Source organism: Flavobacterium luteolum (assembly GCF_027111275.1).
Lineage (GTDB): Bacteria > Bacteroidota > Bacteroidia > Flavobacteriales > Flavobacteriaceae > Flavobacterium > Flavobacterium luteolum.
Map to the genome: position 1 here is coordinate 1,166,687 of NZ_CP114286.1, position 22,360 is coordinate 1,189,046.

The window sequence follows — 22,360 nt, forward strand, 5'->3', positions numbered from 1 at the left end:
AACTTCTTACTTTTTACAACTTAAAAAGCTCCATTAACTGGAGCTTTTTATATTTTTTTTACTATTAAAATACTATAGGACCTTTAGGAGAGGTAGCATACACTGGATTGTTATAGACATAACCAAGACTAAGAGTTAAACTAGATGGATATTCGCTATCCACAATTTTTGTATATAAATAATAATTATTAAACGGAGGATTTCTATTGCTTAACTTATACCCATAAAGTTTTGTAGTTCCAAGTTGTTGCGTCGGATATAAATACCCTAAAATTATATCATTAACGGATAAACGTGTAGTACTCAATCTATGATCGTTTACTGAAAGTACATTAATTGATCTATACAATGGCACAGTTCCTGCAACTTGTGTTGTATATAAATAGCCTACATCTCCGTCAAAAACATATCCATCTTTACCTGGAATTATTTCACAAGGATTTATTGAATAAAAATAATACTCATTTTTTTTATATCTATATATTTTTTTTGTTCCAACTTCAACAGGATATAGTGTACTAATAGCAACGTTATCATAATATGAAAAACCTCTCCAAGCATTATTTATTGCATTCATTACAGAAGAGGGATCTGAAACAGGCGTACATGATATCACAGAACCATCCAATTCATTAGTATGATTAAGTCCAAAAGTGTGACCTAATTCATGTACAATTGTAAAAATCTTATTTGGAGCTTCTAAAGTATTGTAAGCAGAATTAATGTATATATTAGATCCTGGTCGTCCCGTACTAGTTGAAGAAAAAGCTTCGGCAATTGTTCCATTACGGCCTTTATTAGCTGCCGTTATTTTAATATTTGCAGTCGCCAAAGTAGTGACAATAGTAATTGATATATTTGAATTTATGGCATTCCAGTTCTTTACTGCTTCCGTAATCGCAATTTGCCAATCCGTTGGCACGTCCGGATAAACATAAATTTTAATTGCCTTTGCTATTTCTGGAGATACTATATAACTTGCAACTCTTTGTTTGCTTTTACTAGTGCTTTTTCCATTAAATTCATTATAATCACTTCTAACATCTTCTAAGGAAATTAACATATCACCGTCTATTATAAATACAGTTCTCTCTGAATCGTAAACTATTTTTTTTATATTATAATGCCTACTCGTTGAAAGAAATTCACGTAAAAGATTAATTTCTTCACTATAATTTTCTACAGGCTTTTGTACCGTTTCTTTATTTTCATCTGAACTGCATTGAATAAAAAATAGTACACAAAATAAAACAAACATCAATCCAATCTGTTTGATCTTTTTCATAATTTCTTTTTTTAAGATTAATCCTTCAAATATAAACCAAATATTCTATAAAATACGTTTTTTCTTACTTTTTAATTATTGAATTAAAAAATTTACTTATAATTTAAACCAATCAACAAAAAATAGAATCAAAACTTATTTTATGTTTTTACATGTATTTGAAAGGTAATACTGCATAATTTATTCGTATTTCACTTTGATGCGCATCAATATTACTTATATTTGCTTCTTACCAAAATAATAAATTATGATACAAAAAACATCAAATGCCTTTATCGCGGCATCTTGGGTTGCTCTTGGAGCAGGAACAGTCGGCTTTATTGTTGGACTTGCCAGAGCTGAAATGCTATTAAACGAAAAAGGCTATTATTTCACTGTGTTAATGTTCGGACTTTTTGCTGTTGTTTCATTGCAAAAAAGTGTAAGAGACCGTCTTGAAAAACTTCCTGTAACTGATATATATTACGGAATCTGCTGGTTTGGAACATTACTATCAATCGTTCTTTTAGTTGTTGGACTTTGGAATGCAACGATTCTGCCAAGCGAAAAAGGGTTTTATGCTTTTGCTTTTCTATTAGCTTTGTTCGGTGCAATTTCAGTTCAAAAAAATACTAGAGATAATATGACTTTTAGTCAAAGTGAATAAAAGTTTAAAACCAATTAAAATAAAAAAAGCTCCAATTTTCATTGGAGCTTTTTTTATACTAGAATTTGAGATTATTTACTCAAATACATTTTTCTTCTAGAGTACAATTCGTAGAATTGATCATCTTTCAAGTCATCAATAAACAAGATGCTTTCTCCTGTCGATTTCATTTCTGGTCCTAACGCTTTGTTTACGTTCGGGAATTTGCTGAAAGAGAAAACTGGTTGTTTGATTGCGTATCCTTTTAATTGTGGATTGAAATCAAAATCAGTTACTTTATTGTGACCTAACATTACTTTTGTAGCATAGTTTACATAAGGTTCTCCGTAAGCTTTTGCAATAAACGGAACCGTTCTTGAAGCTCTAGGATTTGCTTCGATAATATAAACTGTATCGTCTTTAATAGCAAACTGAATGTTGATCAAACCTACAGTTTTTAAAGCTCTTGCAATTTTATGTGTATGATCTTTAATTTGCTGCATTACAAATTCTCCTAAGTTAAAAGGAGGCAATGTAGCGTTACTATCTCCAGAGTGAACTCCACAAGGCTCGATGTGCTCCATAATTCCGATGATGTAAACATTTCCATCAGCATCACAGATTGCATCAGCCTCAGCTTCGATTGCTCCAGCTAAGTAGTGATCTAAAAGTAATTTGTTTCCTGGAATTGCTTTCAACAAATCGATTACGTGCTCTTCCAATTCTTTTTTGTTGATTACAATTTTCATTCCCTGACCTCCTAATACATAAGAAGGACGAATTAAAAGTGGGAAATCTAAAGTATCAGCCAACTTTGAAGCTTCATCAGCCGTTTCAGCGATTCCGAATCTTGGGAAAGGAATATGTAATTCAGTCAATAAGTCTGAGAAACGTCCTCTGTCTTCTGCTAAATCAAGCGCATCAAAACTAGTTCCGATGATTTTTACTCCGTATTTAGATAATTTATCTGCTAATTTAAGAGCCGTCTGACCTCCAAGCTGTACGATTACACCTTCTGGTTTTTCGTGTTGGATAATGTCATAAATGTGCTCCCAGAAAACTGGCTCAAAGTATAATTTATCAGCTGTATCGAAATCTGTAGAAACCGTTTCAGGATTACAGTTAATCATGATCGTTTCATAACCACATTCTTTAGCTGCCAAAACTCCGTGTACACAAGAATAATCAAATTCGATTCCTTGACCAATTCTGTTTGGTCCAGAACCTAGAACGATTACTTTCTTTTTATCTGTCAGGATACTTTCGTTATCTACATAACGCTCTCCATTTGCCTTTTCGATTTCTGCCTCAAAAGTTGAGTAGTAATAAGGTGTTTTAGCTTTAAACTCAGCCGCACAAGTATCAACCAATTTGAACACACGGTTGATGTTCATGTTCATACGTAAAGTGTGCACTTCACTTTCTAAACAACTCATCATGTGAGCGATTTGTCTATCTGCAAAACCTTTTTGTTTTGCCTCAAGCAATAATTCTTTTGGAAGATTAGAAACTTTGTAGTTTGAGATTTCTTTTTCTAAAGTATAAAGCTCTTCGTATTGCTTCAAGAACCACATGTCGATTCTTGTAATTTCGTGAATTGTGCTTAATGGAATTCCCATTGCAATTGCATCGTAGATTACGAATACACGATCCCAACTTGCATAAGTTAGTTTTTCGATAATTTGTTCGTAATTTTTATATCCTTTTCCGTCAGCTCCTAAACCATTTCTCTTAATCTCTAAAGATTGAGTTGCTTTGTGAAGTGCTTCTTGAAAAGAACGTCCGATTCCCATAACCTCACCTACAGATTTCATCTGAAGACCTAAAGTTCTGTCTGAACCTTCAAATTTATCGAAGTTCCAACGTGGTATTTTTACGATTACATAATCTAAAGTCGGTTCGAAAAGAGCCGAAGTTGATTTTGTAATTTGATTTTGCAATTCATCTAAATTGTATCCTAAAGCTAGTTTAGAAGCAATTTTTGCAATCGGATATCCAGTTGCTTTTGATGCTAAAGCAGAAGAACGAGATACACGAGGGTTGATTTCGATTGCTACGATATCTTCTTTTTCGTCTGGTGAAACTGCGAATTGCACGTTACATCCTCCAGCAAAATTTCCGATACTTCTCATCATTAAGATAGCGTAGTCACGTAATTTTTGGAAAGTCGTGTCAGACAATGTCATTGCAGGCGCAACTGTGATAGAATCTCCAGTATGGATTCCCATTGGGTCCATATTTTCGATAGAACAGATAATTACAACATTATCGTTTTTATCTCTCAAAAGCTCTAATTCGTATTCTTTCCATCCCATCAAAGCTTTATCGATCAAAACTTCGTGAATTGGAGAGGCTTCTAGTCCGCGAGTTAAAAGCTCATCAAAATCTTCTTTTTTGTAAACCACAGCTGCTCCTGTTCCTCCTAATGTAAACGAAGGACGAATTACAAGCGGGAAACCAAATTCCTGAGCAATTTCTTTTCCTTCAAGGTAAGAAGTAGCTGTTTTTGCAGGTGCAGTTGGCACATTTATTCTTTCTAAAAGCTGTTTAAACTGTTCTCTATCTTCAGTAATATTAATAGCATTTACATCAACACCGATTAATCTCACTCCGAAATCCTGCCAGATTCCTTTTTCTTCAGCTTCCAAACACAAGTTTAAGGCTGTTTGTCCTCCCATTGTTGGTAAAACAGCATCAATTTGCGGATGTTCCTTAAGAATTTCAATAATCGATTTTGTCGTTAAAGGTTTCAAATAAATATGATCGGCCATAGATGGGTCGGTCATAATTGTCGCTGGATTCGAGTTTATCAAGATAACCTCAATTCCTTCTTCACGAATCGAGCGTGCAGATTGAGATCCCGCATAATCGAATTCGCAAGCTTGGCCAATAACAATAGGTCCTGAACCTATTATTAAAACTGATTTTATTGATGTGTCTTTAGGCATTTTGTATGTATTGTGTAGTTGTTTACGATTTAAAAAAACTTTTCTAGTGCACTATAAACTAGAAAGTTGAGAGATTTTTTACCGACAAGGTATAAAAAAAGGCGATACTAAAAAAGTAATCGCCTTATGTATGTTTATACAAACATTATTTTTTGTGTCTAGGCTCGCTAGAAACAGTTAATTTATGTCTTCCTTTTGCTCTTCTACGCGCTAGAACTTTTCTTCCATTCGCAGAAGCCATTCTGTCCATAAATCCGTGCTTATTTCTTCTTTTTCTTTTCGATGGTTGAAACGTTCTTTTGCTCATTGCTTTGTATCTTTAAAAATGGTATCTATTAACTCGTTATTTGGTTTTGGATATCGTTGTTCAAAAACCGAGTGCAAATATACAAAGACTTTTTTTTCTGGCAAGCACTTTTATAAAAATATTTTTAATTCCTTTTACTATCTTTGCAATCACAAATTTACAATAATTATGTTTCACAAGAATATTAAACTTATTTTGGCCGGACTTCTTGTAGTGGCGGGCGTTTGGCAATTTACAGAAAGTAATATTGGGAATGGTATATTCCTTATCTTATTGACTGCAATTCCAATTTTTCTTTATTTTAAAAACGAATTTATCCTTTTAGCCTTCCTTAAATTAAGAAAACAAGACTTTGAAGGTGCTAATAAATGGTTATCATATATCAAAAACCCAGAAGGTGCATTAGTAAGAAAACAACAAGGATACTTAAATTATTTACAAGGCATCATGTTATCTCAAACTAATATCAACCAAGCAGAGAAACATTTCAAAAAAGCAATCGAACTTGGTTTATCAATGGATATGGATTTAGCTGTAGCTAAATTAAACCTTGCAGGAGTTGCAATGTCTCGCAGAAGAAAATTGGAAGCGACTAATTTATTAAACGAAGCTAAAAAATTAGACAAACAAGGTATGCTGAAAGAGCAAATCTCTATGATGAAAGAACAAATGAAGAAAATCTAATTTTCTAAATTACAATATTATAAATCCCAAATTCCAAAAGAGTTTGGGATTTTTTTATTGTAGATTGTTGAATTTAGATTTTAGATTTTGCTCATTTTATGTCTTCCTGAGCGAAGTCGAAGGACATGCAAAGAAAGAAAACACTGAATGGATTAACCATGAGATCCTTCGACTTCGCTCATAAGGACAAAACTATACTGATTCTCATATTTTTTCTTGAATTACTTTGTGGAGTTACATGCGAAGATTTCTCCCTATGGTTGAAATGACAAGCTGATACGTAGATCTTTACGAAAGTTCAAAAACTTGAAACTTGAAACATTAAACAAAAATTTTAGTCTTCCAATATAATAGAAGGCAAATTCTCATTCAGCCATTTGTACTTATTCAAGATCATAATATGAGTTCCTCCTTTGACTAAAATGCATTTATCAATATACTTAATCGGAAAAACTTCGTCTTGATCTCCGTGTATATGAACGACATTTTCATCAATTTTATCTCGATCCCATAAAATTACACTTTCCACAGCCCATTGCAGATAACCTAAATCACGAACAGATAGAAACTTCTCATATAATTTTATTCTCTTATTGACCTTTTCACCAAAAGAATACTTAGCAAGTTTCTCAATATTAAGAATTAACTGCATCGGAATTAGCTTGTAAGCTTTTGTCTTCTTCCCTATTTTCATTCTTTTCGGGAATTCATGATTACTTCTTACACTCGATATAATAATGACTTTTCGTGTTTTTATATGCTTTGAAATTTCCTGTACTAGAATTCCTCCAAAAGAAACCCCAATTAAAACAGGATTTTCGTGTTTTATGTTTTTGCTAATTCGAAGTGCATAATCTGATAAAGATTCTTTTTGGTTTGGAATTTCCCATTCCAAAAGATGCATTTCAAAAGTATCTTCATCCAATTTTATTCTTTCAAAAATAGATGAACTTGCCGCCAGACCTGGCATAAAATATACGGGAATTTTACTCATAACATTAAAATGAAATTACCATTAAGACCTTTATTGGAAAAAATAAAGTTACTTTTTTTAATGTCATGATAATCAAATTTCAGACCTATTTTATAGCAATTCAAAAAAAATCCAAGTTCAAAACAAAAACTTAAAGTTTATAGCTGCAAAAAATAATTTAATATTGAAAATCAAATGATTACCTTTGCAATTCGAAATATTTCTTGAATTTAAAACTTATAAAGAATTTTCTTTCAATAAAATTTCGAGTCCCAAATTCACTATTTACCAATAACCTAACAAGAAATTACTATGGAATCTTCTGTAACTATGGAAATCAAAGACAACACTTTTGCACGCCAATTTGAAACTGTCATCCCTGAAGGAATGTTAGCAGTTGAGTATTCATTTCAAGAAAAAAAAATCTTTTTAACCAAGATCAACAAACCAGATTCATACGAAGACGAAGAAACAATTAATACGCTACTTAAAAACATATTAGATTTAAGTTCTGAAAAAAATTATAGAGTAGTTCCTATCCACCCAAAAATTGTTTCATTTTTCAAAAAAAACCCTCGATATAAAGAATTGCTTCCTCCAGGAATTAGAATCTAAAAATATCCAATAATTCGGAGCCATAATCCTCCAATTACCATATAGATTAAGAGCATAACCAAACCGGTTATAAGCCCTTTGACCCACCAGCTCTTTAGGTCAACGTAACCGCTCCCGAAAAATACAGGTGCCGGACCATGACCATAGTGCGTTAACGTTCCGTAAAGAGATCCGACAAAACCAAGCATAAACGCTAATAACAATCCCGGAATTCCGAGCGAAACTCCAACACCAAGTAAGGCTGCGTACATTGCCGCAACGTGCGCAGTTGCACTTGCAAAAAGATAATGGCTAAAAAAGTATACCAATATAATAATCGGAAAAGCCATCTGCCAGCTTAATCCGCCAATTTGAGCTTTTACTAAGTCGCTAAACCAAGCAATAAAACCCAATTCGTTAAGTGAACTGGCCATCATTACTAGAACAGAAAACCATACAATAGTATCCCAAGCCCCTTTTTCTGATTTAACATCTTCCCAAGTCAAAACTGAAGTTAAAAGCAAAATTACCAATCCGATAAATGCAGTCGTTGTAGCATCAATAGAAAGCAAATCCCCTGTCATCCAGAGAAAAAGCAGAATAAAAAAGGTCAGCAACATCATCCATTCATCTCTCGTGATGGCTCCCATTTCTTTCAATTTCTGTGTTGCAATCTGCGGCGCATCTCCAGTCTTTTTTAATTCTGGCGGATAAATTTTATAAAGCACAAACGGAATTACAATAAAAGCACACAATCCTGGAACAATCGCTGCTGCTGCCCAAGACATCCAGCTGATTTTTATTCCTAAATTAAGTGCAAACTTCTGACACATCGGATTACTTGCCGTTCCCGTTAAAAACATGGAAGAAGCAATTAAATTCATATTATAACTATTCAAAGTTAAATAAGCTCCAAGTTTCCTATGCGTTTCAGGCTTGTCTGGCATAGAACCAAAACTCATCGACATTGATTTCATAATCGGATAAACAATTCCTCCTCCTCTCGCAGTATTGCTCGGAACAGCTGGCGCTAAAACCAAATCTGCCAATCCCAAGCCATACGCCAATCCCAAAGAACTTTTTCCGAATATTTTTATGAATAAAAAAGCAATTCTATTTCCAAGACCTGTTTTAATAAACCCTCTTGCTATAAAAAATGAAATTCCAATCAGCCAGATTACTTTATCTCCAAATCCTTTTAAAGCTAATGTAATCGACTTTCCAGGATCTCCAGGAGCTAAAACCTGAGACATTGCCGTTAAAGCAATTGCAATCATACACATTGTTCCCATTGGAGCCGCTTTTAAGATGATTCCTAAAATCGTAGCTACGAAAATGGCAAATAAATGCCACGCCTCTATCACAACACCTTCTGGAGCTGGAATAAACCAAATGGCAACTAAAACTGCCAGCGTAATTAAAGTCTGAGGAATTTTTACTTCTTTCATAAAAACAAAAATAAGGTGAATTAAATTCTGAGCTGCAACTGAATCAAAAACAAATCATTATTATAGTTCAATGTATCTGGAATACTTTTATCAAATCTGTCAATTTGAAATCCCATTTCAATACGGCCTGTATACGATTTTCCGAATTCTAAACTAACCATTGGCGTATAAGTGGTGCGTACGTTTGAATTGATTTTATAACTTGGATCGAAAGTTTCGTAACGACAAGACAATTCAAGTGCTGTAAGCTTTTTATAATCTACTACATATCTCAAATTCGGAAGAAAATAAATTCCTCTCATCTGATAATCGGCAACATTATCTGTTCTGCCAGTAACTGGAAGCGAATAGTACAAATTATGATTTGTTCCCTGCTTGTATTCTATCTGTAAATCAAAACTAAATTTATCCGTCAGCTTAAAATCGCTTGTAATATCTGCGCCGATTGCAAAAACATCTTCTTTAAAAACTTTTCCGAAACCGCCGTTTAAACCAAGATTTATTTTATGTTCTTTTGACAAACCAAAAACCCATCTAGAAGAAAATTGTTTTCCGTTGTCTTTATCCATTTCTTGATTTTTTCCGTTTCCGTTTAAAACTGAAACAGCGTAATTCACAGGAATTTTCCCAATATCAAAAGCTCCTGTTGCTGATGCACCAATTTGGAAACTTGTCCATCCATTTTTTCCGAATTCATAATACTGATTCGAAAAATCGAAAGATTTAATAATATCTACAGGAACAAGCTCCTCAATACCAAAAGCAGGGCGAAATTGCCCTCCTGTTAAAGCAATATATTTATTAAAAGTATATTTCCCGTAGGCATTCTCAAGAACTTTCCCTTTTGTATCCGATTTAAAATCTGCTAGATTGACCAGAATTACAATTTCTGTTGTTTCGCTTAATTTGGTATTTAGCCCAACACGCATTCTTTTTATATCAAAAGAACTTTGGGTTACATCTCCAGTTGAGTGCTGATTTCCTAAAACATCCACATTATCGCCAAAACTTTCCAAATATCTGGCTTGGAGAAGTCCTTTTAATTGAAACTGCGGATATTTTACTTCTTCATTTTCTTTTTTATCAGTTCCTTGACTGACATTATCTTGGGCATGTAAAAAAAATGGGGTTATAATAAAAAGAATTCGTATGAGTAGACTTTTATTCATAGGCTTAAAATAAATGAAATATTAATCTCTATAGCGATTTTAAAAATCGACTTATAGTCTTTAGGCAAAAAAAATTAACTCTTTATTAGTCAACACGAAATGAGAATACTAAAATAACAAAAAAAGATTCGTTATGTAAATAAAATTGCATTAAAATACTGTTATCAAAATAAACAGCAATAAAAAAAGGGCATAAGAATTAAACTTATGCCCTTTAGAATTTTATATTTAAAATACTTATTTTTCGATTTCTCTCATAGAATCCATTTTCTTATGAGCCAAGAAACCAGCTACATCTTCAAAATGTTCTTTTACTCTCTTATTTCCAAATTCAAAAACTTTAGTAGCCAAACCGTCTAAGAAATCACGATCGTGCGAAACTAAGATTAAAGTTCCGTCAAAATCACGTAGAGCATCTTTAATAATATCTTTAGTTTTCATATCCAAGTGATTCGAAGGTTCATCCAGAATTAACAAGTTAACTGGCTCCAACAATAATTTAATCATTGCCAAACGCGTTTTTTCTCCTCCTGAAAGCACTTTTACCTTTTTAGTAATATCATCTCCTTGAAACATGAAAGCTCCTAAAATATTTTTAATCTGTGTTCTGATATCTCCAACAGCAATACTATCAATAGTTTCAAAAATGGTCGCATTTTCGTCTAATAACGCCGCTTGATTTTGAGCAAAATACCCAATTTGAGCATTATGTCCGATTTCAACACTTCCAGAATCAACACCAATTTCTTTCATGATTGCTTTAATCATTGTTGATTTTCCTTCACCATTCTTTCCAACAAAAGCTACTTTCTGACCGCGTTCGATTACAATATTTGCATCTTTAAAAACAACATGATCTCCGTATGCTTTAGACATTTCTTTCACAATAACTGGATATTGACCAGAACGTGCCGCTGGTGGGAATTTTAAACGCAATGCAGATGTATCAACTTCATCAACCTCCACTATTTCTAGTTTCTCAAGCATTTTGACACGAGATTGAACAGCATCTGTTTTAGAAAATGTTCCTCTGAAACGCTCAATAAAAGCACGGTTTTCAGCAATCATTTTCTGTTGTTCATCATACGCTTTCTGCTGATGTATACGGCGATCTTTTCTTAATTCTAAGTAATGAGAATATTTTGCTTTGTAATCGTAAATTCTTCCCATTGTCACCTCGATCGTACGATTTGTAATATTATCTACAAACGCCCTATCGTGCGAAATTACCACAACTGCTTTTGCTTGAGTCAATAAGAAATCTTCTAACCATTGAATACTTTCAATATCCATGTGGTTTGTTGGCTCATCTAGCAATATCAAATCTGGCTTTCTCAATAAAATCTTCGCTAACTCAATACGCATTCTCCATCCTCCTGAAAATTCTGAAGTTTGACGTGCGAAATCTTCTCTTTCAAAACCTAAACCAACTAATATTTTCTCAACTTCTGCTTCGTAGTTTACTTCTTCAATAGCATAAAATTTCTCGCTTAAATCAGAAACTCTTTCGATCAATTTCATGTATTCGTCACTTTCATAATCAGTACGAACTGTTAACTGTTCATTGATCTCATCTATTTCAGATTTCATTTTAAAAATCTCACTGAAGGCTTTTGATGCTTCTTCCATAACAGTAGCACCATCTTCGGTAAGCAAATGCTGAGGCAGATATGCAATTACAGCTTCTTTCGGAGCAGAAATACTTCCCGTTGAAGGTTTGTTTGCTCCTGCAATAATCTTTAAAAGTGTAGATTTTCCCGCACCATTTTTACCCATTAGGGCAATTTTATCATTTTCATTAATAGCAAAAGAAACATCGCTAAAAAGTGTAGTTCCACCAAATTGAACCGAAATATCGTTAACTGTAATCATTTGTGTTTGTGAATTTTGTTTAATCGGTTAATCGTTTGACTGACTACCCATTTTTTTCGTGCTGCAAAGATAGATTTAATTAGATAATGTCCCAATTTGATAATTAGATAATTTTGAAAATGTGACAATTAAATATATTTTTTTTGCCACAGATTAAAGGATTTTCACTGATTATTTTTTTTACTGAGAATACATATTCTAAAAAAATCTTTTTAATCTTTTAATCTGTGGCAAAAAAAAAGAAGCTTGATTGATTTTTAAAGCTGCTCAGATTTTCCAATTTCAAAATTTTAATCTTACCTTGTATAATAATTTAAAAATCAGCAAAATATGAGAACGAAATTAAAACTGACCGTCTACTTAATTGCAGGATTACTATTTGGACTCACTGCAAATGCTCAAAAAACCGTAATTAAGAAGGAAGCTTTACCAGGAAATGCACAAACCTTCCTAAAAACACATTTCGGATCGAAAAAGCCAAGCTACATATTAGAAGACAAAGAAATTCTTTCTACAGAGTACAAAGTACAATATGACAACAAAATTGAAATTGAATTTGACAAGAAAGGAAACTGGAAAGAAGTAGATGCTAAAACTGGAAAAATTCCAAAATCTATTATTCCTAAAAAAATTGCTTCTTATATAAAATCAAATTTTCCCAAAGAAGATGTAACCAAAATCGAACTTGGAAGTTCTGGCTACGAAACAAAATTAACCAATGGTTTAGAATTAAAATTCAATTTAAAAGGAGATTTTATTAAGATTGACAAATAAGTATAATTAGGAAATGTGTCAATTAGGAAATTAGAAAATTCTCAAAACCATAAAATAACAAAACCCGACAGTTTTTAAAAACCTGTCGGGTTTGTTATAACTATCTAATTTTCAAATTGACTAATTATCTCATTAATCTTTTCTCCATTTTTTAGTTTCTTCGAAAATATGCTCCATAATTGCAGCTTCCGTTGCGTCGAACTCTATATTTCTTCGGCTCATCACTAACCTTGCTGTTTCAAAAGCTTTCTTAGTTACATAAGTCGTAAATCCTGCAGCGCCCCCCCAAGAAAAACTTGGAACAAAATTGCGAGGAAATCCACTTCCAAAAATATTAGCACTTACACCAACCACTGTTCCCGTATTAAACATGGTATTGATTCCGCATTTACTGTGATCTCCCATCATTAAACCGCAAAACTGAAGTCCCGTTTTAGCAAAACCTTCTGTTTCGTAACTCCATAATTTCACTTCTTCGTAGTTGTTTTTTAGGTTTGAGTTATTAGAATCTGCTCCAATATTACACCATTCACCTAAAACAGAATCCCCTAAGAATCCTTCATGTCCTTTATTTGAATTTGCAAAAAGAACTGAATTTTTAACCTCGCCTCCTATTCTAGATCCAGGCCCAACAGTTGTTGCTCCATAAACTTTGGCTGACATTTTTACCATTGCATTTTCACACAAAGCGAATGGTCCGCGAATTACGGTTCCTTCCATAATTTCGGCATTTTTACCTATATATATAGGACCAGTTGATGCATTTAAAGTTACAAACTCTAGTTTTGCTCCTTCTTCAATAAAAATATTTTCTGGCGAAATTACATTTACGCTTTTTGGAATAGGCTGCGATGTACGATCTTCAGTTAGATATTTAAAATCCTGACGAATTGCTGCATCATTTTTAGAGAAAATATCCCAAGTATGCTCTATTGTAATACAATCTTCATTGTACTGAATAATTTCATAAGAATCAAAATCGACTTCTTCCTGATTCTCGTTCGTAAAAAATGCTATTACATCTTCTCCTTTAAAAATCGCTTGGTTTTCAGTTAAATTAGAAACCATTTCAGCAAGAGTATCATTTGGCAAATACGCTGCGTTGATCATAACGTTTTCTTCCATTTCAACCATTGGAAATTTTTCAGACAAATATTCTTCGGTTATAGTAGTGATTGTAGAACCTAAATATTTTTCCCATTTCTGGCGGATTGTCATAATTCCAACCAAAATATCCGCTACTGGTCTTGTAAAAGTAAAGGGTAATAAAGCATTCCGAACGGGGCCGTCGAAAAGAATGTAGTTCATAAATAATTGAGTGTTTGTTAAAATTTGATTTGGTTACCTGGCTTCAAAGTTACAAATATTTATGTGTTTGATTAAAAGTACTCTCATTCAAAATAAGAAAATAATTGCTTTTTGGCTAACATTTTTTTTTATATCGATAATCATTTAACCGCAAAGTGCGCAAAGTTTATATTATCAAGTTTTTATAAAAAATAAAGTTCGCAAAGATTTGTACAGATGCTAACTTTGCGAACTTTGTGTTTTCTAAACATAATGTCAGGTAAAATCTTTGCGCACTTTGCGGTTAGATTTTACAATTCCATAAAAAAAGCCTTCCAGAATTGGAAGGCTTTTGTATAATTTAAAACAGCTATTATTTTTTAGCGTGTTTAGCATATTTAGTTTTGAATTTATCAATACGTCCTGCAGTATCGATAAGTTTAGATTTACCAGTATAAAAAGGGTGAGATGTTCTAGAAATCTCCATTTTTACAACTGGATACTCAACTCCGTCAACTTCAATTGTTTCTTTTGTATCTGCAGTAGATTTAGTGATAAAAACCTCATCATTCGACATGTCTTTAAATGCAACTAATCTGTAATTTTCTGGGTGAATTCCTTTTTTCATCTTTTCTTTTATTTATTGTTTGGAGCACTTTTATTTTGAAGCTTTTTCATGGTTAGAAAAAGGTGTAAACAAATAATACTCTTTTTTGTTTAAAAATTTAATTATTTTTGAGTGTGCAAATTTACAATTCTTTTTTAATAAACAAACAGTTAGCCTACTTTTTTTTAGTTTATTTCGAAAAGCTTTTTTTATATCCGATTATAGTGGGAATTACTATATTTGTGGATTAATTTTAAACATATCGAAATATGATTAATGAAGTTATAAAAAAGAACGGTATTACGTATGGTGTAATGATCGGAATTGCGTCGGCTTTGGTTACTGCTACGATCTATGCTGTTGATTTAAACTTATTTACAGCTTGGTGGATGGGAATAATAGGAATCGTAATAAGTCTTACACTTAGTATTATTTTACTTTCTAAAACCAAAAGAGATTTAAACGGTGTTTTTCCTTTTAAAGACGCTTTTACTACTTATTTTATAGCGGCAGTAATTGGTATTTTAATATCTACAACTTTTAACATTGTATTGTTTAATGTAATTGATCCAGGTGCAAAAGATACTTTGAGCGAAATTATGATCAAATATACTATTGGTATGATGCAGAAATTTGGCGCACCAGCCGCTTCTATTAATGAAGCTGTTGCCAAAATGAAAGAAAGCAATCCGTATTCTACTTTTGAATTATTAAAAGGATCAGTTTTTGCAATGGTTGTAAGCGCTATTTTCGGATTAATTTTCGCAGCATTTTTTAAAAGCAAATCTACACAAGAATAAAAATATAAATGAATTTATCTATACTTATACCGCTTCTAAACGAGGAGGAATCACTTAAAGAACTCTACACATGGATCATTAAAGTGATGCAGTCTAACAATTACTCTTATGAAATCATTTTTGTAGATGATGGTAGTACAGATAATTCTTGGCAGATTATTGAAGGTTTCTCTAACGAAAATCCAAATGTAAAAGGAATTCGTTTCATGAAAAACTTCGGAAAATCTCAAGCTTTGCATGCTGGTTTTGCAAAAGCAAAAGGCGATGTTATTATTACAATGGATGCCGACTTGCAAGATAGTCCAGACGAAATTCCAGAATTGTATGAAATGATTACAGCTCAGAAATACGATTTGGTTTCAGGCTGGAAAAAGAAACGTTACGATTCTGTTGTAGCCAAAAATCTTCCTTCAAAATTATTTAACTGGGCAGCCAGAAAAACTTCTGGTGTTGAGCTAAATGATTTTAACTGCGGATTAAAAGCCTACAAAAATGTTGTAGTCAAAAACATTGAAGTTTCTGGCGAAATGCACCGCTATATTCCAGTTTTGGCTAAAAATGCTGGATTCGGAAAAATTGGAGAAAAAGTGGTAATTCACCAAGCTAGAAAATATGGTGAGACTAAATTTGGAATGGAGCGTTTTATAAACGGTTTTCTAGATTTAATTACTATCTGGTTTTTGTCAAGATTCGGAAAAAGACCAATGCACTTATTTGGCGCTATGGGCTCCTTAATGTTTATTATAGGATTTTTAGCAGCTGGATATATTGGAGTTTCTAAACTATACCATATGTATACTGGAATGAAATACAGTCTGGTTACCAATAATCCATGGTTTTATATTGCTTTAACTACTATGGTTCTTGGAACTCAGTTATTTCTAGCAGGATTCTTGGGTGAAATTATTTTAAGAACAAAAAATAACGAAGCAAGATATAAAGTAGCAAGAGAGGTTAATTTTTAATTTTTTTTGTCTTTATGCAGTATTTTATAATCCGTTTTTAATTAAGGCATAAAAATATTGTATACAGCACCGTTAACTCTCTGTAAAAATCTATTTTTAAATAAACAAAAACGAAATCAAAAATGAATATAGCACCAAACATACTAAACGCAGTCAATGAATGGTTAACACCAACATTTGACCAAGAAACGCAAGCTGCAGTTAAAGAATTAATGACCACTTCTCCAAAAGAACTGGAAGAGAGTTTTTACAAAAACTTAGAATTCGGAACTGGAGGAATGCGTGGTGTTATGGGTGTTGGTGACAATAGAATCAACAAATATACGCTTGGAAAAAACACTCAGGGATTATCTGATTACCTACATAAAGTTTTCCCAAACGAGCCTTTAAAAGTGGTTATTGCTTATGATTGTCGTCATAACAGCAATACTTTAGCAAAAGTTGTTGCTGATGTTTTCTCAGCAAACGGAATTCAGGTTTACCTATTCTCTGACTTAAGGCCAACACCAGAATTATCTTTTGCACTTAAATATTTAAAATGCCAGTGCGGAATTGTTTTAACAGCTTCTCATAATCCGCCAGAATACAACGGATACAAAGTTTACTGGCAAGACGGAGGACAAATTGTTCCTCCACAAGACAAAGAAATTGTCAATGTAATTGAAAGCTTAGGTTATGATAAAATCAAATTCAATGCAAACGAGAGTTTAATTGAATACATTGATACAGAACTTGACAAAGCATTTATAAAATCATCTATCGAAAACGCAAGTTTTAATACTCCAGCTGAGGCTAAAGACAATCTTCATATTGTGTTTACTTCATTGCATGGAACTTCTATAAAATCAATTCCTGATGTTTTATCGCAAGCTGGATACAAAAATGTTCATATCGTTCCAGAACAAGCTGTACCAGACGGAGATTTCCCTACAGTAAAATCTCCAAACCCAGAAGAACCAGAAGCTTTGACTATGGCTTTGGCTTTAGCAGATAAAACAAATTCTGACATTGTAGTAGGAACAGATCCTGATTGTGATCGTTTAGGAGTTGCTGTTCGTAACAATGACGGCAAAATGATTTTATTAAACGGAAACCAAACCATGGTTTTAATGACTTCTTTCTTATTGAAACAATGGAAAAAAGCAGGCAAACTTAACGGAAAACAATTCGTTGGCTCTACAATTGTTTCAACTCCAATGATGATGGAATTGGCAACAAGTTATGGCGTAGAGTGTAAAGTTGGGTTAACTGGCTTTAAATGGATTGCAAAAATGATCAAAGATTTTCCTGAACTTGAATTTATTGGAGGTGGTGAAGAAAGTTTCGGATTTATGGTTGGTGACGCCGTTAGAGACAAAGATGCTGTTGCCGCAACCTTATTAATCTGCGAAGTTGCAGCTCAAGCTAAAGCAACGGGAAGCTCAGTTTACAAAGAACTTTTACAACTTTATGTTGAAAATGGTTTCTATAAAGAATTCTTAGTTTCTTTAACTAAAAAAGGAATGGAAGGATTACAGGAAATCAATCAAATGATGATCGATTTACGCGAAAATCCTTTGAAAGAAATCAATGGCCAGCGTGTAATTATGGTTGAAGATTATCAATCTTCTATCGCTTTAAATTTATTGGACGGCTCAGAATCGACAATGGATATTCCGAAATCGAATGTATTAATTTATTATACTGAAGATGGTTCTAAAATTTGCGCAAGACCAAGCGGAACTGAACCAAAAATCAAATTCTATATCAGTGTAAATGCAGAAATAGAATCAGTTTCAGATTTTGACGAAGCAGAAAAATTCTTAGACGGAAAAATTCAGAACATTATCGCAGATATGAAGTTGAATTAAATAAACTCATTTTTTTAAAGTACAACCATTTACAAATAGCCTTTAAAAAGCAATGAGTTCCAACATTTAAAACTCTGATTTGCATTTATTAAAGATGCAAAATCAGAGTTTTTTTTATAAAAAAAACCTAAAAGAAATTGAAAATAATCCAATTGGATTATTTTTGTGCAGTAAAAATCCACCAAAAACGGATTCATCATAACAAAAAAATATTCCCAAAATTCGAAAGAACATTACCACAGCAAAAAAATAACATCCGAAAATAAATGAGTAATTTCAAAAAAATATTTCCTTTTATATACCCATATAAAAGATATGCATTCTTAAATATCTTTTTTAATATTTTATATGCACTTTTCAGCACACTTTCGTTCATGGCATTAATTCCCATGATTCAGGTTTTATTTGACAAAACCAAAAAAAATACAGTGATGCCAACTTATGAAGGAATTGCGCACATAAAAGACTACGGAGAAAATTATTTAAGCTACTACATCACTACAAATACCGACACTCATAACCCAGGTTATGTGCTTTCTATAATGGTGGCCATTATTATTTCGATCTTCTTACTAAAAAACTTAGCCGATTATTTAGCCATGTTTTTTGTCACTTTTTTACGAAATGGCGTTTTAAGAGATATGCGAAATGCGATGTACAAAAAAACACTTGAATTACCTTTATCATTCTATTCTGAAAAGAGAAAAGGAGATGTGATTTCAAGGATTTCAGCAGACGTAAATGAGGTTCAAACTTCGTTTTTAGCAATTTTGGAACTTATTGTAAAAGAACCTTTAACAATTGTTTTTACTATTATCGCTATGCTGATAATCAGCGCTAAACTAACTTTATTTGTATTTATTTTTATTCCCGTTTCCGGTTATATCATTTCATTAATTGGAAAACAATTAAAAAAACAGTCCAGTAAAGCCCAAGAAGAACAAGGAACTTTCTTATCAACCATCGAAGAGACAATTGGAGGTCTTAAAGTTGTAAAAGGATATAATGCGGAAAATTATTTTAATAAACTTTTTCAAGATTCTACAGATCGCTTCTTTAGTTTATCAAACACAATTGGAAACCGTCAAAACTTAGCTTCTCCTGCCAGTGAATTTATGGGAATTACAGTTATTGCCATTTTGCTTTGGTATGGCGGTCAAATGGTTTTAATTGACAAAACATTAGATGGCGCTTCTTTTATTGCCTACATGGGATTAGCTTATAACATTTTAACTCCTGCAAAAGCAATTTCTAAAGCTTCATACGGAGTAAAAAGAGGAAACGCTGCCGCAGAACGTGTTCTTGAAGTTTTAGACCAAGAAAACACTATTGTTTCTAAAGAAAACGCAATCGAGAAAACAACATTTGATGACAATATTACTGTTCAAAATATCAATTTCAAATATGAAGACGAAAATGTATTAAAAGATTTTTCTCTTGAAATTAAAAAAGGACAAACTGTTGCGCTTGTTGGACAATCTGGAAGTGGAAAAAGTACAATTGCAAATTTATTGACTCGTTTTTATGATGTAAACGAAGGCTCAATTTCTATAGACGGAATCAATATTAAAGACATAAATCTGCAATCGCTTCGCAGTTTAATGGGATTGGTTACTCAAGACAGCATTTTGTTCAATGACACTATCAAAGCCAATATTTCTCTAGGAAAATTAGATGCTACGGATGATGAAATTATCGAAGCTTTAAAAATTGCCAATGCTTATGAATTTGTCAAAGATCTTCCAAAAGGTATTTACACCAATATTGGAGACAGCGGAAACAAACTTTCAGGAGGTCAAAAACAGCGTTTATCGATCGCTCGCGCAGTATTAAAAAACCCGCCGATTATGATTCTAGACGAAGCAACATCGGCATTGGATACAGAAAGCGAAAAATTTGTTCAAGTAGCGCTCGAAAACATGATGCAGAACAGAACATCAATCGTAATTGCACACCGTCTTTCCACCATTCAAAAAGCAGATGTGATTGTCGTAATGCAGAAAGGAAAAATCGTTGAGCAAGGAACCCACGATGAATTAATTGCAAAAAACGGAACTTACAATAAACTGGTAACAATGCAGTCTTTCGAATCGTAAGAAATCATTAATACCAAATTAATAATGCACAGATTAAGGAAATATTAAAACTCAGTTTAATTTCTTTAATCTGTGTTTATTTTTATAACTTTAGGTTAGTTAAAGATTGAAATCATTTAATCTAAAGAAAATGTATCTTAACAACCCCAACATAAAACTTCCCGACGATCCCGATACTATTGTTTGGAAATATCTAGACTTATCTAAATTTCTTGATTTATTACTTTCTAAGAAGCTTTTCATGTCGCGTTCGGATAAGTTTGAAGACCAATACGAAGGCACTTTTAGCGAACCGACTTATGAAGAGATAAAAAAACTTGCCGCAGACAATCCTGAGTTTTTAAATTACTACAAAACACATCGCGAAAAAGTAGCCATTAGCAGCTGGCATATTAACGAATATGAATCTTTTGCCATGTGGCAGATTTTTACCAAAAACAATGAAGGTTTGGCCATTCAGTCCACCATTCGAAGGCTGCAGAAAGCGGTAAAACCTGAAAACAATTTTGACCAGTTTATAGGCGAAGTAAACTACATTGATTACAAAAAAGAATATATTCCGTTTGATGATTTATTCTTTCCGTTTTTATTTAAAAGAAAAAGTTTTCAATACGAAAGAGAAGTTAGAATTCTGAGTGACACTTCAAAAAGTGACATCAAATTAAACGACGGATTAAAAATCAACGTCGATATCAACCAATTAATCGAAAAAATATACATTCATCCAAAATCTGAAAACTGGTACAAAAAACTAGTCATAGAATTAGTAGAACGCCTTGGTTTTGGTTTTGAAATCGAAAAATCGGATCTAGAAAGTGATATATTGATTTGAAGTTGCTAAGGTTCTGAGAGGCTAAGATGCTAAGTTTTTTTTCTTGCCACAGATTAGAAGATTAAAAAGATTTTTTCAATATCTGATTATGTTCCGTAGGAACATTTCATCGGTAGAAAAAATTATATTGTTTTGGTTGATTTTACGTTCCATAGAAACGTTTGATTTCGATATATTTTTTTTAGCAATGCAACACTTCAAACGTTCCTACGGAACGAAAATTGATTGATCTTCATTTTTTTTCTACCAACCAGACATTCCTACGGAATGACGATTTGATGTATAAAAATGAAAAAATGCTGTTTTCATTAATGAAAACAATTTAAAAAAAGAGAGGCTGTTTCAACTTATTGAAACAGCCTCTCTTTTTTTTTAAAATCCTTCTAATCCTTTTAATCTGTGGCAAAAAACTTAGAACCTTAGCCTCTCAGAACCTCAGAACCTTTTAAATAGGTTTATAACTCTTCACTTCCCATTTTTTAGAAGCCAAATCTATATAATTGTAGTGCAAAACATCATTTTTATCGAATTGACCATTTTGGTTAGTATCTTCAATTGTTCTAAAATACAAACGGTTTTTAGATTCAATTAAGTTCCAATCTACCAATTCTTGTAAATCTGCTGAAACTTTCGTGAAATTCTCTCCGCTTATATCACTCAAGTATAAAGTTTTGATATCGCTAGTATCTATTTTACCATCTTTATTGGTATCTGAATCTGTCAGCGTGTAAACCATCACATTATTATGTGTTCTATCTGCAACTGTTTTTAAATACGTTGCTGTTAAAATCAAAACTGGTTTGTCTGATAATGGTCGGATAGAATCTGAATCTACTTTTTGGAATTTTAAATTCTGAAGATATCCTGTAATTTCAAATTCGCCTAAATTAGAAATTGTAAAACTCACATCATTAACACTCGAAGAACCATAACGAGCTTTTGAGCCTCTTTCATAAACTCTTAAATCTCCAACCGGATGAATTAAATAATTAGTGCCTTCCAACTGAATAGGAAGATCTGCAATTTCAATTTGGGTCGTATCGGTTTTGGTAATACTTACTTTATTTGAAGCACCGTAGCTTACTTTGGGTTTTTGAACTTCTTCTCGGCAGCTTATTACTGTTCCGATAAGTATAAGGGCGATATATTTAAAATACTTTTTCATCTACAATGATTATATACGATTATCAAATATACTATTTTTGATTGTATTTTTTGTTTTTATTGAATTTTACTGAACAATT

General features: G+C 32.7%; 19 protein-coding genes. 9 read left to right on the forward strand and 10 right to left on the reverse strand.

From position 1 onward, the window contains the following. Positions 1–64: 64 nt before the first annotated feature. The gene (locus OZP10_RS04785) at positions 65–1,285 is read right to left on the reverse strand and encodes a M57 family metalloprotease (RefSeq protein ID WP_281633737.1); all 1,221 of its coding nucleotides are present in this window, start codon (positions 1,283–1,285) and stop codon (positions 65–67) included. 247 nt (positions 1,286–1,532) lie between these two features. On the opposite strand from OZP10_RS04785, the gene yiaA reads away from it, so the two are divergent. Beyond that, entirely contained in the window at positions 1,533–1,931 is a 399-nt protein-coding gene (gene yiaA / locus OZP10_RS04790) for an inner membrane protein YiaA (RefSeq protein ID WP_281633738.1), read from the forward strand. Between the two features lie 71 nt (positions 1,932–2,002). On the opposite strand, the gene carB is transcribed toward yiaA, so the two are convergent. Both carB and rpmH read right to left on the reverse strand, forming a co-directional pair. Continuing rightward, positions 2,003–4,858, reverse strand: a complete 2,856-nt coding sequence (carB, locus tag OZP10_RS04795; protein ID WP_281633739.1) for a carbamoyl-phosphate synthase large subunit — start codon at positions 4,856–4,858, stop codon at positions 2,003–2,005. Between the two features lie 145 nt (positions 4,859–5,003). Beyond that, on the reverse strand, positions 5,004–5,165 hold the full coding sequence (gene rpmH / locus OZP10_RS04800; protein WP_008464848.1) for a 50S ribosomal protein L34: 162 nt from the start codon (positions 5,163–5,165) through the stop codon (positions 5,004–5,006). 168 nt (positions 5,166–5,333) lie between these two features. Between rpmH and OZP10_RS04805 the strand changes: the two genes are divergently transcribed. Then, positions 5,334–5,849: a DUF2892 domain-containing protein gene (locus tag OZP10_RS04805; RefSeq protein WP_248728046.1), complete on the forward strand. Its 516-nt coding sequence runs from the start codon at positions 5,334–5,336 to the stop codon at positions 5,847–5,849. Between the two features lie 334 nt (positions 5,850–6,183). Here the strand turns inward: OZP10_RS04805 and OZP10_RS04810 are convergent, their stop codons facing one another. Next, positions 6,184–6,843: an alpha/beta hydrolase family protein gene (locus tag OZP10_RS04810; protein ID WP_281633740.1), complete on the reverse strand. Its 660-nt coding sequence runs from the start codon at positions 6,841–6,843 to the stop codon at positions 6,184–6,186. Positions 6,844–7,134: 291 nt separating this feature from the next. On the opposite strand from OZP10_RS04810, the gene OZP10_RS04815 reads away from it, so the two are divergent. Continuing rightward, the gene (locus OZP10_RS04815) at positions 7,135–7,437 is read left to right on the forward strand and encodes a GNAT family N-acetyltransferase (protein WP_255462957.1); all 303 of its coding nucleotides are present in this window, start codon (positions 7,135–7,137) and stop codon (positions 7,435–7,437) included. On the opposite strand, the gene OZP10_RS04820 is transcribed toward OZP10_RS04815, so the two are convergent. From OZP10_RS04820 to OZP10_RS04830, 3 genes are all read right to left on the reverse strand, one after another. Then, positions 7,434–8,864, reverse strand: coding sequence for an anion permease (locus tag OZP10_RS04820; RefSeq protein WP_281633741.1), 1,431 nt, complete (start codon positions 8,862–8,864; stop codon positions 7,434–7,436). The two genes, OZP10_RS04815 and OZP10_RS04820, sit on opposite strands and share 4 nt — an antisense overlap. A gap of 20 nt (positions 8,865–8,884) precedes the next feature. Further along, the gene (locus tag OZP10_RS04825) at positions 8,885–10,033 is read right to left on the reverse strand and encodes a porin (protein ID WP_281633742.1); all 1,149 of its coding nucleotides are present in this window, start codon (positions 10,031–10,033) and stop codon (positions 8,885–8,887) included. Positions 10,034–10,270: 237 nt separating this feature from the next. Then, a complete protein-coding gene (locus OZP10_RS04830; RefSeq protein WP_177212258.1) occupies positions 10,271–11,905 on the reverse strand; it encodes an ABC-F family ATP-binding cassette domain-containing protein in 1,635 nt (544 codons plus the stop codon). 330 nt (positions 11,906–12,235) lie between these two features. Here OZP10_RS04830 and OZP10_RS04835 point away from each other — a divergent pair, with 330 nt between their 5' ends. Continuing rightward, positions 12,236–12,679, forward strand: a complete 444-nt coding sequence (locus OZP10_RS04835; protein ID WP_281633743.1) for a PepSY-like domain-containing protein — start codon at positions 12,236–12,238, stop codon at positions 12,677–12,679. A 132-nt stretch (positions 12,680–12,811) separates the two neighbouring features. On the opposite strand, the gene OZP10_RS04840 is transcribed toward OZP10_RS04835, so the two are convergent. Together OZP10_RS04840 and OZP10_RS04845 are read right to left on the reverse strand one after the other, a co-directional pair. Continuing rightward, entirely contained in the window at positions 12,812–13,987 is a 1,176-nt protein-coding gene (locus tag OZP10_RS04840) for a GlmU family protein (protein ID WP_177212256.1), read from the reverse strand. 352 nt (positions 13,988–14,339) lie between these two features. Beyond that, the gene (locus OZP10_RS04845) at positions 14,340–14,594 is read right to left on the reverse strand and encodes a type B 50S ribosomal protein L31 (RefSeq protein WP_008464817.1); all 255 of its coding nucleotides are present in this window, start codon (positions 14,592–14,594) and stop codon (positions 14,340–14,342) included. 248 nt (positions 14,595–14,842) lie between these two features. Here OZP10_RS04845 and OZP10_RS04850 point away from each other — a divergent pair, with 248 nt between their 5' ends. From OZP10_RS04850 to OZP10_RS04870, 5 genes are all read left to right on the forward strand, one after another. After that, positions 14,843–15,373, forward strand: a complete 531-nt coding sequence (locus tag OZP10_RS04850; RefSeq protein WP_281633744.1) for a DUF4199 domain-containing protein — start codon at positions 14,843–14,845, stop codon at positions 15,371–15,373. 8 nt (positions 15,374–15,381) lie between these two features. Next, positions 15,382–16,338 carry a glycosyltransferase family 2 protein gene (locus tag OZP10_RS04855; protein ID WP_111424571.1) on the forward strand — a complete coding sequence of 319 codons (957 nt, stop codon included), beginning with the start codon at positions 15,382–15,384 and terminating at the stop codon, positions 16,336–16,338. Between the two features lie 122 nt (positions 16,339–16,460). Then, positions 16,461–18,188, forward strand: coding sequence for a phospho-sugar mutase (locus OZP10_RS04860; protein ID WP_281633745.1), 1,728 nt, complete (start codon positions 16,461–16,463; stop codon positions 18,186–18,188). A 266-nt stretch (positions 18,189–18,454) separates the two neighbouring features. Next, a complete protein-coding gene (locus tag OZP10_RS04865; RefSeq protein WP_281633746.1) occupies positions 18,455–20,284 on the forward strand; it encodes an ABC transporter ATP-binding protein in 1,830 nt (609 codons plus the stop codon). Between the two features lie 130 nt (positions 20,285–20,414). Beyond that, positions 20,415–21,116, forward strand: a complete 702-nt coding sequence (locus tag OZP10_RS04870; RefSeq protein ID WP_281633747.1) for a hypothetical protein — start codon at positions 20,415–20,417, stop codon at positions 21,114–21,116. A gap of 445 nt (positions 21,117–21,561) precedes the next feature. Here OZP10_RS04870 and OZP10_RS04875 read toward each other — a convergent pair whose 3' ends face one another. Further along, entirely contained in the window at positions 21,562–22,281 is a 720-nt protein-coding gene (locus OZP10_RS04875; RefSeq protein WP_281633748.1) for a CREC-EF hand family protein, read from the reverse strand. Positions 22,282–22,360 lie beyond the last annotated feature (79 nt).

Coding starts and splice junctions, on each gene's coding strand:
- OZP10_RS04785 (WP_281633737.1), bottom strand. CDS start 1,285: ATGAAAAAGATCAAACAGATTGGATTGATGTTTGTTTTATTTTGTGTA.
- yiaA (WP_281633738.1), top strand. CDS start 1,533: ATGATACAAAAAACATCAAATGCCTTTATCGCGGCATCTTGGGTTGCT.
- carB (WP_281633739.1), bottom strand. CDS start 4,858: ATGCCTAAAGACACATCAATAAAATCAGTTTTAATAATAGGTTCAGGA.
- rpmH (WP_008464848.1), bottom strand. CDS start 5,165: ATGAGCAAAAGAACGTTTCAACCATCGAAAAGAAAAAGAAGAAATAAG.
- OZP10_RS04805 (WP_248728046.1), top strand. CDS start 5,334: ATGTTTCACAAGAATATTAAACTTATTTTGGCCGGACTTCTTGTAGTG.
- OZP10_RS04810 (WP_281633740.1), bottom strand. CDS start 6,843: ATGAGTAAAATTCCCGTATATTTTATGCCAGGTCTGGCGGCAAGTTCA.
- OZP10_RS04815 (WP_255462957.1), top strand. CDS start 7,135: ATGGAATCTTCTGTAACTATGGAAATCAAAGACAACACTTTTGCACGC.
- OZP10_RS04820 (WP_281633741.1), bottom strand. CDS start 8,864: ATGAAAGAAGTAAAAATTCCTCAGACTTTAATTACGCTGGCAGTTTTA.
- OZP10_RS04825 (WP_281633742.1), bottom strand. CDS start 10,033: ATGAATAAAAGTCTACTCATACGAATTCTTTTTATTATAACCCCATTT.
- OZP10_RS04830 (WP_177212258.1), bottom strand. CDS start 11,905: ATGATTACAGTTAACGATATTTCGGTTCAATTTGGTGGAACTACACTT.
- OZP10_RS04835 (WP_281633743.1), top strand. CDS start 12,236: ATGAGAACGAAATTAAAACTGACCGTCTACTTAATTGCAGGATTACTA.
- OZP10_RS04840 (WP_177212256.1), bottom strand. CDS start 13,987: ATGAACTACATTCTTTTCGACGGCCCCGTTCGGAATGCTTTATTACCC.
- OZP10_RS04845 (WP_008464817.1), bottom strand. CDS start 14,594: ATGAAAAAAGGAATTCACCCAGAAAATTACAGATTAGTTGCATTTAAA.
- OZP10_RS04850 (WP_281633744.1), top strand. CDS start 14,843: ATGATTAATGAAGTTATAAAAAAGAACGGTATTACGTATGGTGTAATG.
- OZP10_RS04855 (WP_111424571.1), top strand. CDS start 15,382: ATGAATTTATCTATACTTATACCGCTTCTAAACGAGGAGGAATCACTT.
- OZP10_RS04860 (WP_281633745.1), top strand. CDS start 16,461: ATGAATATAGCACCAAACATACTAAACGCAGTCAATGAATGGTTAACA.
- OZP10_RS04865 (WP_281633746.1), top strand. CDS start 18,455: ATGAGTAATTTCAAAAAAATATTTCCTTTTATATACCCATATAAAAGA.
- OZP10_RS04870 (WP_281633747.1), top strand. CDS start 20,415: ATGTATCTTAACAACCCCAACATAAAACTTCCCGACGATCCCGATACT.
- OZP10_RS04875 (WP_281633748.1), bottom strand. CDS start 22,281: ATGAAAAAGTATTTTAAATATATCGCCCTTATACTTATCGGAACAGTA.